The organism is Sphingobacterium sp. 1.A.4 (genome assembly GCF_002734245.1).
GTDB classification, from domain to species: Bacteria; Bacteroidota; Bacteroidia; order Sphingobacteriales; family Sphingobacteriaceae; genus Sphingobacterium; species Sphingobacterium tenebrionis.
Genome location: NZ_PEAZ01000054.1, coordinates 1 through 14,939 on the forward strand (window position 1 = coordinate 1; position 14,939 = coordinate 14,939).

The 14,939-nt window shown below is 40.6% G+C and carries 15 protein-coding genes; 6 read left to right on the forward strand and 9 right to left on the reverse strand.

Annotated elements, in window-relative coordinates:
- Positions 1-318: 318 nt before the first annotated feature.
- From CRJ00_RS09095 to CRJ00_RS09110, 4 genes are read right to left on the reverse strand one after another with little or no spacing between them, the layout of a single operon-like run.
- Complete coding sequence (locus CRJ00_RS09095) at positions 319-744, reverse strand: c-type cytochrome (protein ID WP_099366565.1); 426 nt, start codon at positions 742-744, stop codon at positions 319-321.
- Positions 745-749: 5 nt separating this feature from the next.
- Positions 750-1,394 (reverse strand): SCO family protein, encoded by a 645-nt coding sequence (locus tag CRJ00_RS09100; RefSeq protein WP_099366566.1) that lies wholly within the window; start codon positions 1,392-1,394, stop codon positions 750-752.
- 2 nt (positions 1,395-1,396) lie between these two features.
- Positions 1,397-1,831 (reverse strand): transposase, encoded by a 435-nt coding sequence (locus CRJ00_RS09105; RefSeq protein WP_099366567.1) that lies wholly within the window; start codon positions 1,829-1,831, stop codon positions 1,397-1,399.
- A 1-nt stretch (position 1,832) separates the two neighbouring features.
- A complete protein-coding gene (locus CRJ00_RS09110) occupies positions 1,833-2,363 on the reverse strand; it encodes a DUF4442 domain-containing protein (protein ID WP_099366568.1) in 531 nt (176 codons plus the stop codon).
- A 92-nt stretch (positions 2,364-2,455) separates the two neighbouring features.
- On the opposite strand from CRJ00_RS09110, the gene CRJ00_RS09115 reads away from it, so the two are divergent.
- Entirely contained in the window at positions 2,456-3,679 is a 1,224-nt protein-coding gene (locus CRJ00_RS09115) for an MFS transporter (protein ID WP_099366569.1), read from the forward strand.
- 246 nt (positions 3,680-3,925) lie between these two features.
- On the opposite strand, the gene CRJ00_RS09120 is transcribed toward CRJ00_RS09115, so the two are convergent.
- From CRJ00_RS09120 to CRJ00_RS09130, 3 genes are read right to left on the reverse strand one after another with little or no spacing between them, the layout of a single operon-like run.
- The gene (locus CRJ00_RS09120) at positions 3,926-4,564 is read right to left on the reverse strand and encodes a uridine kinase family protein (RefSeq protein ID WP_099366570.1); all 639 of its coding nucleotides are present in this window, start codon (positions 4,562-4,564) and stop codon (positions 3,926-3,928) included.
- Between the two features lie 13 nt (positions 4,565-4,577).
- Entirely contained in the window at positions 4,578-5,465 is an 888-nt protein-coding gene (locus tag CRJ00_RS09125) for a LysM peptidoglycan-binding domain-containing protein (protein ID WP_180268465.1), read from the reverse strand.
- A 23-nt stretch (positions 5,466-5,488) separates the two neighbouring features.
- On the reverse strand, positions 5,489-6,238 hold the full coding sequence (locus CRJ00_RS09130) for a DUF4905 domain-containing protein (RefSeq protein WP_099366572.1): 750 nt from the start codon (positions 6,236-6,238) through the stop codon (positions 5,489-5,491).
- A 38-nt stretch (positions 6,239-6,276) separates the two neighbouring features.
- On the opposite strand from CRJ00_RS09130, the gene CRJ00_RS09135 reads away from it, so the two are divergent.
- A complete protein-coding gene (locus CRJ00_RS09135; RefSeq protein ID WP_099366573.1) occupies positions 6,277-7,629 on the forward strand; it encodes an NfeD family protein in 1,353 nt (450 codons plus the stop codon).
- Between the two features lie 279 nt (positions 7,630-7,908).
- Here CRJ00_RS09135 and CRJ00_RS09140 read toward each other — a convergent pair whose 3' ends face one another.
- On the reverse strand, positions 7,909-9,465 hold the full coding sequence (locus CRJ00_RS09140) for an OmpP1/FadL family transporter (RefSeq protein ID WP_099366574.1): 1,557 nt from the start codon (positions 9,463-9,465) through the stop codon (positions 7,909-7,911).
- A gap of 103 nt (positions 9,466-9,568) precedes the next feature.
- Positions 9,569-10,813 carry a DUF5320 domain-containing protein gene (locus tag CRJ00_RS09145; protein WP_099366575.1) on the reverse strand — a complete coding sequence of 415 codons (1,245 nt, stop codon included), beginning with the start codon at positions 10,811-10,813 and terminating at the stop codon, positions 9,569-9,571.
- A 174-nt stretch (positions 10,814-10,987) separates the two neighbouring features.
- Here CRJ00_RS09145 and proS point away from each other — a divergent pair, with 174 nt between their 5' ends.
- The 4 genes from proS (at position 10,988) to CRJ00_RS09165 (ending at position 14,827) form a co-directional block, all read left to right on the forward strand.
- Positions 10,988-12,460 (forward strand): proline--tRNA ligase, encoded by a 1,473-nt coding sequence (proS, locus tag CRJ00_RS09150; RefSeq protein WP_099366576.1) that lies wholly within the window; start codon positions 10,988-10,990, stop codon positions 12,458-12,460.
- Positions 12,460-13,293, forward strand: a complete 834-nt coding sequence (locus CRJ00_RS09155; protein ID WP_099366577.1) for a GDP-L-fucose synthase — start codon at positions 12,460-12,462, stop codon at positions 13,291-13,293. The genes proS and CRJ00_RS09155 overlap by 1 nt, the downstream gene beginning before the upstream one ends.
- Positions 13,294-13,321: 28 nt before the next feature.
- Positions 13,322-14,470, forward strand: coding sequence for a cystathionine gamma-synthase (locus CRJ00_RS09160; RefSeq protein ID WP_099366578.1), 1,149 nt, complete (start codon positions 13,322-13,324; stop codon positions 14,468-14,470).
- A 102-nt stretch (positions 14,471-14,572) separates the two neighbouring features.
- Positions 14,573-14,827, forward strand: a complete 255-nt coding sequence (locus tag CRJ00_RS09165; protein WP_099366579.1) for a hypothetical protein — start codon at positions 14,573-14,575, stop codon at positions 14,825-14,827.
- The last annotated feature ends 112 nt before the right edge of the window (positions 14,828-14,939 follow it).

Consider the following 14,939-nt stretch of genomic DNA (forward strand, 5'->3'; position numbering starts at 1 on the left):
TCCTTTGAAACGTCGATGCCAATGAAAGAGTGGGGATTGTTTGCCATGTGATCTGTTTTTTATAGTTTTGTACAGATTACCTAGTTTTTACCCCATCGATCCTAGTCCTTAATAATGGGTATTGCCCTAATTGTTATCTGGTCACTAAGGGAAAAAACGGTAGCGGATTTGATCATTGCCTAGGTATAAAAACCTTCACGGAAAGAGAATTTGCCGCTACCGTTTTAGGTAATCTTTCTAAAAGGCTAACTTAAACAATTAACCCTTTCTATTATTATACAAATCTAAAGGACGGAAAGATTACCTTCCGCCTTAAGCTTACCTACAATCCTTCAGCATCTGAATAACTTCTTCCTGCGTAAAATGCGTTGTGCTATTTCCAAAATACGTCGTGATATAAGTCAGCACATATGCCACATCAATATTCGTTAAACTAGGAACCCCCGGCATGGCCTGGTTAAATTTTTCCCCATTGACCACGATCTCCCCAGCCATCCCGTTCTTTACAATACACGCCAGTTTATCCCTATTTTCTTCTAAAAACTTCTGATCGGTTAGCGGTGGATATAACTTACCCAATCCCTCGCCTTTGGCGCCATGGCAGTTTTGGCAATGTTGAACATATAGTTTCTGCCCAATCGTAGCATATTGCATGGTCTGAACACTCAATTTATTATTACAGGAGAACAATAAATTAAGCGCTAAAATCAAGGTCAATATACCTGTGAGGTATTTATAGATCATATTATCTACCTGTATTCATTTAGGATCACGTCCAGATCTTCCAATAACTTGGTTACCTGTTCATCATTTGTCCCATCATATGCTCCACGAAGTCTGCGTTCAGGATCAATGATCACCAAATATCCCGAATGGTCATAGCCTCCAGGTACACTGGCATCTTCCTTGGTATACACCAGATATTTCTCCGAAATACCATAAATATCTGCCTTGGATCCCATTACGAATTGCCATTGATCATTATCAATCCCTAATTTGTTCGCATAATCCTTTAATACATGGGGTTGATCGTATTTAAAATCAATACTATGGGACAAGAAAGCAATTTTTGGGTTGTTCTTATATTTTTCATAAGCCTTCAGCAGGTTTCGTTGCATGGTAGGGCAGATGCTTGGACAGTGGGTAAAAAAGAAGTTGGCCACATAGATCTTATCCTTGAAAAAATCCTGCGTGATATAAGCGCTATCCTGATTCAAAAACTTAAAATCCGGAATGGTCGGGTAGATGGAGTCAATGACTTCCTTGCCATCAACCATTTTTTTCTCTACTGTAGCTTCACCTAAAATAGGCAACTTTCTTTCAGTATTATCGCAAGATTGGAATAAGAGCCCAGCAAACAAAGTGAAGGAGGCTAATCCAACTATTTTTTTCATGATTATCTATTAAATGGTGCCAAAGTTGTTTTTGATAAGGCAGCAGCATCCTCAAATTGCTTTTTCATTTCAACTACTCTATCCAACATTTTTTGTTGATAAGCCTGGTCTTCATTCACTGGATCATAATCCTTCATCCAAGTCATCATATTATCCGTTGCTGCTTCCAGATCACTTTTTAGTTTCACCAATTCGCTGCGGCTGTTCGTGGTATCCAATGCGGTATTGGCCGCTTTGATCTTGTCCAGATTCGTCAAGATCGAATCGATGATCACCGTGTTCTTATCAAAGGTTGAAATTTGAGGCATGATCTCATCATGGATCTCTATGGCTTGCTGCGAGATCTTTTGGTCTTCCGTTTCTTTTGCAGCTTGATTATTCCCACAAGAGCTCAATAAAGCTGGGATGGCGACACTAAGTACTAACAGTTTTTTCATTTTAATAAAGTTTTGATTGTTTGTTTTCCACCTCTTCCGAAGTGCTTAATTTATTGTAGGTCTCAAAATCAAAATCGAGATCCCGGATATAGATTTCATTGTGGGCTACGGCGCACAAGGTCCCTTTTTTATCGAATACCTGGGTCTGGAAAGTTTTCACCACCTTACCCTCATGTTTGATGGTATGCAAGGCTTCTTTTAGTACTTCCTCTTTCAGACGAAAGGATACCAAGAGATCCATTCTGCCGGGTTTGATGTAATCAATATGTGCCGTCTTCAACCAGGCTACCGTCCTGAGGATTCCCTGATGTTTGAAATATTGATCCAAGAGGATGGGATAGAAAGGGTCAATGGCCGAAAAGATGGTTCCTCCAAAAATAGTCCGATTGGAATTCATGTTCAATAAGGACTTATTAATCCTGACATCAGCCCCCAGGAAACTATCTAGAATGCTGATGACCCAAATCCGTTGAAAAAAGAATGGTGGATATAAGCGCAAGCCCCATTTCAAAGTGTTTGGAGAAACTCTCATGCCGGTAAAAATACGGCTAATTTCCAATATTCTATCGGTAACTGTTGTAATAAAAAAGGAACTGTATTAAATTAACGTCATATTTCTGAAAAATGACTAACCATCAAACTTCAAAGAACATCTGGATACTGGTGTTCGTAGCAGCTTTAGGCTATTTTGTGGATATCTATGACCTGATTATTTTTTCCATCGTTCGAATAAAATCCTTTACAGATATTGGGGTACCCATAGCCAATATGCGAACTGAAGGCGAGTTTGTGCTCAATATGCAGATGGGAGGTCTATTGATCGGAGGAATTATATGGGGGATACTTGGCGATAAATATGGTCGATTGAAGGTCCTCTTCGGTTCAATCCTTTTGTATTCCATGGCAAATATTGCAAACGGATTTGTACAGGATGTAACAAGTTATGCCATAATCCGATTTATTGCTGGCATTGGCTTGGCTGGGGAGCTGGGGGCTGGGATAACGCTGGTAAGTGAAACCATGGATCGCAAAAACCGAGGTTACGGAACAATGATTGTAGCAGGTGTGGGGGTTCTGGGGGCTATTCTGGCTTATTTTATATCGGAATGGTTCAGTTGGCGGACAGCCTATTTTGTTGGTGGAGGAATGGGGCTCCTGCTTCTTCTGCTTAGAGTAGGTGTTTTCGAATCCGGCATGTTTGCTTCCATGGAAAAAACAGGGGTTCAAAAGGGCAGAATCATGATGCTCTTTGAAAATAAAGAAAGATTCTGGCGGTATTTGTACTGCCTTTGTATCGGTCTGCCCATTTGGTTTGTGGTAGGTGTATTGGTTACCCAAGCGCCAGAAATCGGCCAAGCCTTACAGGCTGAAACGGTGCTGAGTGCCGGAAAGGGAGTGATGTTTACTTATATAGGGATATCATTAGGTGATTTTCTGGCTGGTGTTTTGGCTCAAATCTTCAAATCCAGGAAGAAAGTGGTCTTGGTGTATCAATTGTTGATCCTCTTATTTTCCTGTATATACCTCACCAGAAAAGGCATCACAGAAACTGAATTCCTGTGGTTGGCTTTTTTGATGGGCTTGGGAGTTGGATATTGGGCAACCTTCATCACCATTGCTGCAGAGCAGTTTGGGACCAATATCCGTGCTACCGTTACAACTACAGTACCAAATTTTGTGAGAGGTGCATTAATTCCTTCTACGATAGTGTATGGGCTATTGGTAAGTTATGTAGGGATATTATGGGCAGCCATTATCATGCTTGTGCTATTGACCGGAACAGCCATTTTTGCCTTAAGTAAATTAAAGGAAAGCTTTGATAGGGATTTAAATTTTATAGAAGAATAGCTTAATTCTGAATGAAAGGAGGCTATGTAGATATGAACGCGCAATTAATCAACCCGGCCTGGACACTTTTTACAGCGTTTTCCTTTTTTATACTTTTTGCAACATTTTTTGAATACCACATCCCCATTATCTGAGAATGGAGAAAGCCCTTTTTTATCCTCAAAAGGCATATTATCCAATATTTGCAACCTGATCATCGACTCGAACATGTTGCAAATATAGGTAATTTAGATTGATTAAAAATAACTAACCAATTCTTTTACGTAATTCTTTTGCAATATCATTGGTGAAGGTTTGGATAACCAGCGGGTCATCCACATTGTTCCTGATTACCAGGTCACATTCCTCCTTATGGGGAAGCAGGTATTCATTATAGGATGGTACAACATGGTTGATCCATTTGTACATCACATCTTCCTCATCATAACCACGCTCTACCAAATCCCGCTTAAGTCTTCTGCGAAGAGCAATGGGTTCATCAGCATCCAGGAAAATTCGATAATCCAATAATTGATTGATCTCTTCGTAATGAAAGATAAATAAACCTTCTACCACGAGGATATGGGCAGGTTTGATTTCCAACATCTTTGGCTTCAGGTCGGGATTATTGAAAGTATATTCTTCCTTAAAAACTGTCCTGCCTTCAAATAGATCACTGATATGTTTATAAAAAGTTGCTCTATCGATAGAAGTTGGAAGATCGAAATTATATAATCTGTTTTCTTCTTTTGTTTTTGTATTGGCAGGGATATAATAATCGTCCTGAGAAATTAAAGTGATCTCATCCTCAGAAAAATGATCCAGAAAACTTTTTAGGAAAAATGTTTTTCCAGAACCACTACTCCCTGCTATTCCTATGACATAGGGTTTGTCTATTTCGCTCATTCGTTCTTGTAAACTAATTTATGGGGGCACCATAGGTGATCTCGATCAGAAAGCGTTTGTCAAAGGCCCCAATATTGGAAGCAGCTGACTTGGAAAGGATGACTATGGCATCTTGACTTTCTGCGGTATCGGAGAATTTTCCTACAACCTTGGCAAAGGTAATACTTTTTGTCAATGGGTTGGTAATTTTTAGGATGGTGCCAACCGGTGCAGAACGATGCAAGGCAAGGTTGTTTTTGCCGCCAGATTCCAAGTTTTCCATCCATACGGCAATACCCTTTTCTTTTTTCTCCATAATTCCATACCTATTGGCTTCAAAAGCGATCTCTTCCTTGGATTGCTCGGGAACAGGTAATCTTGCCGTAGTAGATTCTACCGTTGGTTTCGGATCTGTAACAGCGCCATCGGGAATTTTCAGGGTTTGACCCGGTTGTAAGGTGTCCGAAGAAAGACCATTCAACCTTTTGATGTTATCTACCGTGGTGGCAAATCTCCGTGCAATGGAATAAAGGGTTTCATTATCACCAACCTTATAGGCCGTAAGGATTTTAGCCGTTGCGGTATTTTCAGGCTGACCTAGGCCAACCACTTCCTGCGGCTTATTATTATCAGTAGTAGGAGCAATGAGAGCATTTGTCGATGGAATATTTACCGTATCTCCAACCCGCAAGTTTTTCTTGTTATTGGCATTCATGATATCCTGAACAGGAATACCATAGGTTCTGCTCAATTGATAATACGTGTCTTTGGAGGAAATTTGATGCACGATAAAAGTACGACCGTTAATAATCGTAGTTTTCTGGCTTTTCTCTGAAGTTTGGGCATAGGAAACCGCTACAGTTCCCATTAAAATACAAGTAGTAAATATAGTAAGTGTCTTTTGGAAAGACTTTTTAATCATTCTTTTATTCATCATTTTTGCAATTATACTAAATAAGAGACAATTTCTCGCTTATTAAAGGTCATAAAGAAGACCTGTCTTTCTAATTGAAAGTAGGGTTGAGGAATCATTTTGTTCATATTGTTTAATATGACTTGTTTATCCAGCAAACGGTTTAAATCGCTAATCGCTAAAATCAGGTCAAAGCCTGATGCTGTTTTTTGGTGGTAACACCAAAGATAAATCTGTCCGCATTTACTGAGCCATAATGGGCCAGTGCTATCCTCATTTTTTAGGAATTGAGGAATAGGGGAATAGGTGATGGGATATTGGATTTTATTGAGACAGATTTCAAACTTATGCTCTAAAGCAGGACTGTATTTCCCGCTGTGGATATTAATGGCGATGGTTTCACCGGAGGAGATGGAACGATGTCTGGCATGCACAAAGCCACAATATACATCCAACAAAATAAATTCATAAGAAGTAAATACCACCTCATTTCTTTCGATATTGATGATCTTGATTCCTTCTTGGATGGGGGTATGCTCGCCAATTCTTTTTAAAATCAATTGTCCATCCTGCACAGAATCTAGGGTCCATTCCTTACCGTCCGCCTGACAGGGCGACATCAAACAGTTGCCTGATAGATCAAATGCATGGAAAGAAGCTTCTGACGTATCCATATTACGTGTTTCCACAGAGATAATAGGCTGGATAGAGTCAAGCTCGATTTTCCAGATATTCGATGGCAGGGCTTTCTCGAAAACTTTATTTATCGTATATTTAGTCATCCGAGTCGAATTTGATTTCGGTAAAAAAGACTACGTTTATGAACAAATTTACAAAATACATTTTAGGAATTCTCGTACTATGTATCTTGAATGTCTTTTCAAGCTCCGCACAAAGTGTGTATTCCGTTCAGATCAAAGAAGATATCGGTCCTAACTCCTGGCGGACATTAAAAAACGCCATTAGGGAAGCTAAAAAATCAGATGTTGATTATCTTTTTTTAGAATTAAATACATTTGGTGGAGCCTTAAACTTCGCAGATTCTATGCGCTCTAATTTATTGAACGAAAATAAGTTCAAATCTATTGTGTTTGTTCATCATAATGCAGCCTCAGCGGGCGCATTGATTTCATTAGCAGCAGATTATATTTATATGAGTCCCGGTGGAAGTATCGGTGCTGCTTCGGTAGTCAACCAAAGTGGTGAGGTCCTGCCTGAAAAATATCAATCGTATATGCGTGGTTTGATGCGCGCAACGGCAGAAGCGAAAGGCCGTGACCCAAAGGTTGCTGAAGCTTTTGTGGATCCTTCCATTTCCATTCCGGAATTAAAAGAAGACGGAAAACTGCTGACCTTGACAACGGCGGAAGCTGTTAAGATTGGATTGGCAAAGAAAGAGGCGAAAAGCGATGTAGATATATTTTCCGATCTGGGTATCATTAAACCGGCAGTACAACATCATACCTTGACCTGGGTAGATCATCTGATCGCCTTTCTGATCAATCCTCTGGTTAGTGGAATATTGATCATCGGAATCATCGCAGGTATTTATTTTGAAATGCAGACCCCAGGAATCGGATTTGCCCTTTTGGTGGCTATTGTTTGTGGAGCCTTGTTTTTCGCGCCTTTATACCTACAAGGATTGGCAGATCATTGGGAAATAGCCATTTTTATCCTTGGTGTGATTTTGATAGCTTTGGAAATCTTTGTGATTCCAGGATTTGGTGTGGCAGGGATTGCAGGGATTATTTTGATGTTATGTGGTTTGGCTTTCTCGATGGTAGCCAATGATTATTTAGATTTTAAACTTACTCAACCTGGATTATTAATGAATTCATTTATTATTGTGGTTGGTGCGATGGTTTTGGCTATTGTACTGATGGTTATTTTTGGCAAGAATTTATTGGAATCTTCTACCTTTAAGAAATTGGTGTTGGAAGATGAACAACGAGCTGAAAGTGGATATACCTCTTCGGTAACCAAGACGAATATGATCGATAAGGTTGGAGTAGCAAAGACCGTTTTGCGACCTGCTGGAAAGATTGAGATTGATAATGTGTGGTATGATGCCGTGGCACTTGATGGTTTTATTGATGCTGGAGATGAGATCTATGTGGAGAAGCACGAGAATTATAATCTTTTTGTGAGAAGGACTTCGGAGAGAAAAGGATAAGCTGGTCATTGAGACCCCCGGTCTTCGCGACCCACCCCCGTCATTGCGAGGAACGAAGCAATCTTTGAACTTGTCATCCTGAGCGTAGTCGAAGCATCTGTTCGTTTACTATCGTACAGATCCTTCGACTACGCTCAGGATGACAAAAAAAGAAAGGTTTAGAGCTTATGCTAATCGAAAGATTGCTTCGTCGTGCCTCCTCGCAATGACGATGTTAGCTTCCTCGCAATGACGATGTTAGCCTCCTCACAATGCCCCAGCAGCAAAAAAACAACAAATCTAAAACTTCACCCCTAATGTCATTACCACATTAGTCCTACTATTCTTAATCTCTGCTTCCGGAGCAGGAGATTTCCAGATATCATCCAATGTATACGTCACATCATAATAGGTCGAACTTTCATACTGCATGGCCGTTAAATCAATATACATCGCGTTAGGGAAAATATATCCCAATCCCAACGATCCAATATAACTGCCTTTGCTTGTATCCTCATAAGGCGAGCCCAAATAATTAAATCCTGCCCTACCTGTAAACCTATCCGTAAATACATACTCTGCACCAGCACGGAAATTAAAATTACTTTTGAAAATATTCTTCAGATCCATATTGATAGCATGCTCATCCGCAGAATTCGAATTGTAAGCCTCATTTACATACTTCACATTATCATATCCCACAAACTCCAAATCCGCAGATATCAAGCCTCTTCCAAAGAATTTAGTTAGTCCAATAGCTGTTTTCCATGGAGAAATAATAGAATAATCCCGACTTTCTCCACCTACTTCAGAAATATATTTCGGACGGATCTGATTCGTTGTTTTATCATCTTGATAATATTCCGCTTGGGTATCCAAATAATCATCAAATTTAATCGTGGTCCAAGTAGGAGAGGTAAAGGTCAATCCAAAGTTCCAATCCCACGATGGCTTTAAGATCATCCCGATATTAAAATTTGCACCATATCCAGTAGATTCGCTAGAATAACGATCGGTTAGCGCATAATTAATATCCGTATAGGAATTCTGAACCGATCCTGGCCTTAAGAACGGAGAATCTGGGTTGTCTGGACTAATCTCTTCTGTAGTCTTTGTCCATCCTCGTTCATACACGTCCCTGCTATAGGAGTTCTGATACGCCAATAACCCAACACCAGCACCGATATAAAAATTATGGCTGTAATTTGCTCCAATAGAAAAGTTGTTTATGTATTTGTGGCCGCCAGATAGGATATTAACCTGTTGCCCCTTCGGATCTCCTTCCAAAGCAATCGGAAAATACTCTTTTGGATTATCTCCGAAGGCTTCTACCAAGTAAGATCTTTTAAAATCATTGGTAAATGAGGGCGATCCAAACATTGCATCCGTAAGGGATTGTACTAAAGTGTTTTCCGAGTTAATGCCACTATAAACCACTTTATCATTGTAGTTGTTCTGCCTGTTAACACTTATTCCAATGTTAAAGTTCTGCCAACCCACATCTTGATTATAAGCAGTTGGAAATGCCAAAACAATACCGACATTATCAACCCCAAATTTGGCGAAATTCTTATTTTGGTTCTGACCATAAAAACTGGTCTTGTTGTTATTGTTCAACATGTTGAAGGATATCGACGCATCCGACTGTCCAAAAAAACCTAATCCGGCAGGGTTGCCAGATACGGAACTGATGTCACCTCCTAAGGAGGTATTCACACCGCCTAATGCCTTGAAACGTGCTGTACCATTGGATTCATCCAATGATAGAATTTTTGCATCATCAAAAATGGATTGGCCAAATGCCGACTGAACAGATAATAAAGTTAGAAAAGCGACTGGAAGTATATATTTTTTCATAGATATACAATATCGTTTTGATAAAAAGAAAATTTGGGTTAATAGGATAAATATATAGCCAATATAAATCTATATTGGCTATATGTATATATGTTAAGTTTGATTAACGTCTGCTGCCTCCGCCGCTTCTTCCGCTACCTGAAGAGGATGAAGAAGAACCGCCACCACTTCGGCCGCTGCTCATGCTTGAGCCTGAAGAACCGCTTCCCATGCTGCTTCCTCTGTCAAAACTACCTGATGAACGAGATGGCTCTGAACTTCTGGAAGTAGGTTGAGACCTATTAGAGGTGCTCGGTGTTTGACGAACGCCTTGAGATCTACTGGTTGGTGTTCTATCTACCGTACCTCTGGATGATGATGGCTGTGTTCTGCCTACATTTCCTTGTGGTCTAGTAGTAGGGTTTGATCTATTGATCCCTTCCGATCTAGATGAAGTACCTCTGGTAGTAGTTCCTTGAGAACGTGTTGTCCCTTGTGTACGGGAAGTGGTTCCTTGAGAACGGTTGGTAGAAGTTGTACCTCTGATACCTTCTGAACGGGAAGTTGTACCTCTATTGTTGTTGATTCTATCGTTGCTTCTGCTCACGGTACCTCTTTCACCAGATCTTGATGTAGATCCTACGCGGGAGCTTCTATCTGTAGCCGCACGACCAGTCTGGATTCTTCCTGAACGGTCCCTTGCAATTACGGAAGAACGACTACCACCAGCATTGCTATAGATACGTTGGCTACGGTCAGATGGCGTACGATAATTTCGGTTGCCATTGTTTCTTACGTTGTAGTAAGGATTTCCCCACTGGCTGTAGTAGGAGTTATATCCCCAGTATCCGCCTCCATAGTAAGAGCCGTATCCATACCAAGGATTAGCCCATCCGCCATTATACGGATAGTCCCATCCATAACCATAGTAGGGCCTGTTCCATCCCCAGCCGTATCCATGCCAAGGATATCCCCATCCCCAGCCCATGCCAATGCTCCATCCGAAACCGGAGTTCCATCCGAAACCAAGGCCATAGCCATACCATGGGTCAAAGAAAGGATCATAATATCCCATTCCTGGCGTGTTATAATAGAATCTGTTGATGCGGTTTGCATATTCCAATTCTTCGAATTCGCCATCAGCGTATGCTTCGTCAGAATATTCATCCGCATAATATTCCGATTCAGCGATGGTCTCACCACCTACTTCATCGGTATAATAGTAGTCTGGGCTCTGGTATACACCACGTGTATCCCGGTTATTATAAACATCGTCGCGATACACTGTCCGTTGGCTTGTCGAACAGGAGCTTAAGAAAGCAACGAATGCTAAAGCTAACCATCCCATTAATATCTTCTTGTTTTTCATGATGCTAAAACAGTTAAATTTCGATAATACAGTACTTATTTATTATCTTAGACGCAAAATTAATTGCGGGGTTTAATCAAACACTCAAAAATACTAAATATTTTTATTTTTGTAAAAAATGCTGCTCAACAGCAATTTAACGCATATTTTGATAATATAATTTTCAATTAAAGAATGAGTAAAGGAATTACAAGCCGTAGTGAGGATTATTCACAATGGTACAACGATCTAGTCATTAAGGCAGATCTTGCAGAGTATTCTGCAGTAAGGGGATGTATGGTCATCAAGCCATACGGATATGCGATTTGGGAGCGCATGCAAGCGATCCTGGATAAGCGTTTCAAAGAAACAGGCCACTCAAACGCCTATTTCCCCTTATTTATCCCCAAATCATTCTTTTCCAAAGAAGCTTCCCACGTAGAAGGTTTTGCTACCGAATGTGCTGTGGTAACCCATTACCGTCTAAAAAATGATGGCAATGGTAAGATAGTTGTTGATGAAGAGGCTAAACTGGAAGAAGAGCTTATCGTTCGTCCAACTTCTGAAACCATTATCTGGAATACCTACAGAGGCTGGATCGAATCCTACCGTGACCTTCCTATTCTGGTCAACCAATGGGCCAATGTGGTTCGTTGGGAAATGCGTACGCGTTTATTCCTGAGAACTGCCGAATTCCTATGGCAGGAGGGACATACCGCACATGCTACCCAGGAAGAAGCGATCGCCGAAGCAGAACAAATGTTGGAAGTATATGCAGAATTCGCAGAAGGAACCTTAGCTGTTCCGGTGGTTCGCGGTCGTAAAACCGAGAATGAGCGTTTTGCAGGAGCGCTTGATACCCTTTGTATCGAAGCATTGATGCAGGATGGAAAAGCATTACAGGCAGGAACTTCCCATTTCCTTGGACAAAACTTTGCAAAAGCTTTTGATGTGAAATTCACATCCAAAGAAGGCAAGTTGGACTACGTATGGGCAACTTCTTGGGGTGTTTCCACACGTTTGATGGGCGCATTGATCATGGCGCATTCCGACGACCAAGGATTGGTATTGCCTCCAAAATTGGCACCTATCCAGGTGGTCATTGTACCTATATTTAAAACGGAGGAGGAAAAGGCGAATATTGATGCCTTCGTGGATCAGTTGAACAGTTCCCTTAAAGCGCAAGGTATCTCCGTAAAATACGACGACCGCGATACCCAACGTCCAGGATTCAAATTCGCAGAATGGGAATTGAAAGGTGTTCCATTGCGCGTAGCTGTTGGTGCACGTGATATGCAGAATGGAACTGTAGAACTTGCCCGTCGCGATACCCAGACGAAAGAAACAGTAGAACAAAATGGTTTGGCAGAACGAATCATTGGGTTGCTAGATGAAATCCAAGATAATATTTACCAAAAAGCATTGAACTTCAGAGATACCCATATTACTGAAGTTAATTCATATGATGAGTTCAAACAGGTTTTGGAAGAAAAGGGTGGCTTTATTTCCTGTCATTGGGATGGAACCGTAGAAACGGAGAAACGTGTGAAAGAGGAAACCAAAGCAACTATCCGTTGTATTCCATTGGATGCAAAAGACGAAGAAGGTGTTTGTATTTTCACTGGTAAACCTTCTAATAAAAGAGTGCTTTTCGCAAAGGCTTATTAATGAAAAGAATTTTGATATTGGGCTGTGGATGGTTGGCCGAAGAGTTTGCCCATCTACAGCTTAAAAATATGAATCAAGTCTGGGCGACCACGACTACTGAAGAAAAATACCATCGCCTTAAAAACGATGGTATTTTTGCCTATGTCCATAATTTTGATGGAGCAATAAATAAGGCGTCCAATACAATAGAATCCAACCCAGAAAATATTCTTGCGGAAAGCTTGAAAAACTTCGGTCCTTTTGATCTCATATTGACATCCATTCCAGCAACCAATAGAAATACAGTTGAAGAGCTCCAAATCCGATTTTCAAATGTTTATTCTTTATTAAGTAGACTTGAATTCGAGCAACATATTTTTCTGAGTTCGGTAGGCATCTATCCCGATATGGATGGTTTTTTTGATGAATCCAATCATCAGACAACACAATTGAACCCCAAATTACTTATGGCAGAAGAAGCAATGTTGAAATTACCTAATACCCATGTCTTCCGCTTGGGTGGTCTATTTGGCAAACAACGCATTTTTGCAAAATATTTTGAGGACAGAATCGTCCAGACTGGAGATCAACCTGCCAATTTTATCCATTTGGAAGATGTTTGTGGGGTACTGGATCAGGCACTGCACAAGGGTTTAAAAGAAACCATATATAACCTGGTAACACCTGAACATCCTTTGAAAAAAGAAGTAATCCTTGCCTCGGCAGAAAAATACGGTTATAAAAAGCCTCTCGGTTTCCAACCGGAAAACAGATTTCAGAAGATCGTTTCAGGCAATAAAATCGCACAGGAGTTGAATTATGGATTTAAATATCCTTCTCCATTGTATTTTTAATAACTTAGTCAGATTAAAATTTACAGATATGAATTATAAGTTTGCAACCAAAGCAATTCATGCTGGTCAAGAATCAGACCCTACAACAGGGGCGGTAATGACTCCGATATACCAAACATCAACTTACCAACAAAAATCGCCAGGCGACCATAAAGGATTTGAGTACTCCAGAGGTACCAACCCTACCCGTAAAGCATTGGAAGATTGCCTTGCGGCTTTAGAAAACGGAAAACACGGTTTAGCCTTTTCCAGTGGGATGGCGGCTACCGATTGTGTATTGCGTTTATTGAAACCGGGCGATGAAGTGGTAACCGGTGATGATCTATATGGTGGTTCTTACCGTATTTTTACCAAGGTTTACGAGCCATTGGGAATCGTATTTAAATTTGTGAATACCTCCGATCCAGAGGCGGTAAGGGCAGCGGTGAGCGATAAGACCAAGTTGATCTGGGTAGAAACACCGACCAATCCGACCTTAAAATTGGCAGATATTGCCGCTATTGCTGAAATCGCAAAAGCAAGCAATGCCTTATATGCAGTAGATAATACCTTTGCATCGCCTTACTTACAGAATCCATTGGATCTGGGAGCTGACATCGTTATGCATTCCGTGACCAAATATCTGGGAGGTCACTCCGATGTGGTCATGGGCGCATTGATCGTCAATGATGAAGAGCTATATAAACAATTATGGTTTTATTATAATGCCTGTGGTGGAACTCCAGGTCCTCAGGACGCATTCTTGGTGTTACGTGGTATAAAAACCTTACATCTTCGGATGAGAGCACATTGTGAAAATGGAAGGGCAGTCGCTGAATACCTTAAAAATCATCCTAAGATCGAAAAGATTTACTGGCCAGGATTTACAGACCATCCAGGTCATGAGGTGGCCAAAAAACAGATGAAGGACTTCGGAGGAATGGTTTCCATTGTATTGAAAGGTGCTGATCTGCAGGAAACATTCCGAATCGCTTCGCAATTCAAGGTGTTTACCTTGGCCGAATCGCTAGGTGGTGTAGAGTCACTGATCAACCATCCTGCCACCATGACCCACGGATCTATTCCCAAGGAAGCTCGTGAAAAAGTGGGTGTGGTAGATAATTTATTGCGATTGTCCGTTGGGGTAGAGGATGCGGAAGATTTAATCGCTGACTTGGAACAAGCGTTGGGAAAATAATTGATCAACAAGGATCATATACCTCAATTTATTCTCATTATTATTTTTAATAGCTCACATACTTTTGTACATTTGTGCAGCTTTTATTAGGATTTAACAATTATGGAAAATACAACAGTAGAAAGACCAGCAAAACATACGGACAATAACGCAAACCGTACCGAATATTATGTTCAATTAACCATTGCTATCGTAATCGGTTTAGTAGGGGTATTCATCCGTTTTGTACCAGATGTAATCCCGGCTTTGGGACAGATGGGATCTATATTCTCTTGGATTGCTAACATTGCTATCATTATTGCTTCTTTCTTAGCATTCAGAGTTGTTTTCGCAATCTTAGGTTTCGGAAAAAAATAAGGTTTATTCCTAAAGGGTTTTAAAACTCGAAAGTCTAAACTAAGGATATTTAAAAGGCCTTGAATCATTTGATCCAAGGCCTTTTTTTATGGGCGATGTTTCCAGACCAGAG

Excerpts from the sequence above, each read along its gene's own strand:
- CRJ00_RS09095 (WP_099366565.1), bottom strand. The coding sequence starts at position 744 with ATGATCTATAAATACCTCACAGGTATATTGACCTTGATTTTAGCGCTT.
- proS (WP_099366576.1), top strand. The coding sequence starts at position 10,988 with ATGAGTAAAGGAATTACAAGCCGTAGTGAGGATTATTCACAATGGTAC.
- CRJ00_RS09165 (WP_099366579.1), top strand. The coding sequence starts at position 14,573 with ATGGAAAATACAACAGTAGAAAGACCAGCAAAACATACGGACAATAAC.
- CRJ00_RS09160 (WP_099366578.1), top strand. The coding sequence starts at position 13,322 with ATGAATTATAAGTTTGCAACCAAAGCAATTCATGCTGGTCAAGAATCA.
- CRJ00_RS09120 (WP_099366570.1), bottom strand. The coding sequence starts at position 4,564 with ATGAGCGAAATAGACAAACCCTATGTCATAGGAATAGCAGGGAGTAGT.
- CRJ00_RS09125 (WP_180268465.1), bottom strand. The coding sequence starts at position 5,465 with ATGATTAAAAAGTCTTTCCAAAAGACACTTACTATATTTACTACTTGT.
- CRJ00_RS09145 (WP_099366575.1), bottom strand. The coding sequence starts at position 10,813 with ATGAAAAACAAGAAGATATTAATGGGATGGTTAGCTTTAGCATTCGTT.
- CRJ00_RS09130 (WP_099366572.1), bottom strand. The coding sequence starts at position 6,238 with ATGACTAAATATACGATAAATAAAGTTTTCGAGAAAGCCCTGCCATCG.
- CRJ00_RS09100 (WP_099366566.1), bottom strand. The coding sequence starts at position 1,394 with ATGAAAAAAATAGTTGGATTAGCCTCCTTCACTTTGTTTGCTGGGCTC.
- CRJ00_RS09135 (WP_099366573.1), top strand. The coding sequence starts at position 6,277 with ATGAACAAATTTACAAAATACATTTTAGGAATTCTCGTACTATGTATC.
- CRJ00_RS09155 (WP_099366577.1), top strand. The coding sequence starts at position 12,460 with ATGAAAAGAATTTTGATATTGGGCTGTGGATGGTTGGCCGAAGAGTTT.
- CRJ00_RS09140 (WP_099366574.1), bottom strand. The coding sequence starts at position 9,465 with ATGAAAAAATATATACTTCCAGTCGCTTTTCTAACTTTATTATCTGTT.
- CRJ00_RS09105 (WP_099366567.1), bottom strand. The coding sequence starts at position 1,831 with ATGAAAAAACTGTTAGTACTTAGTGTCGCCATCCCAGCTTTATTGAGC.
- CRJ00_RS09115 (WP_099366569.1), top strand. The coding sequence starts at position 2,456 with ATGACTAACCATCAAACTTCAAAGAACATCTGGATACTGGTGTTCGTA.
- CRJ00_RS09110 (WP_099366568.1), bottom strand. The coding sequence starts at position 2,363 with ATGAGAGTTTCTCCAAACACTTTGAAATGGGGCTTGCGCTTATATCCA.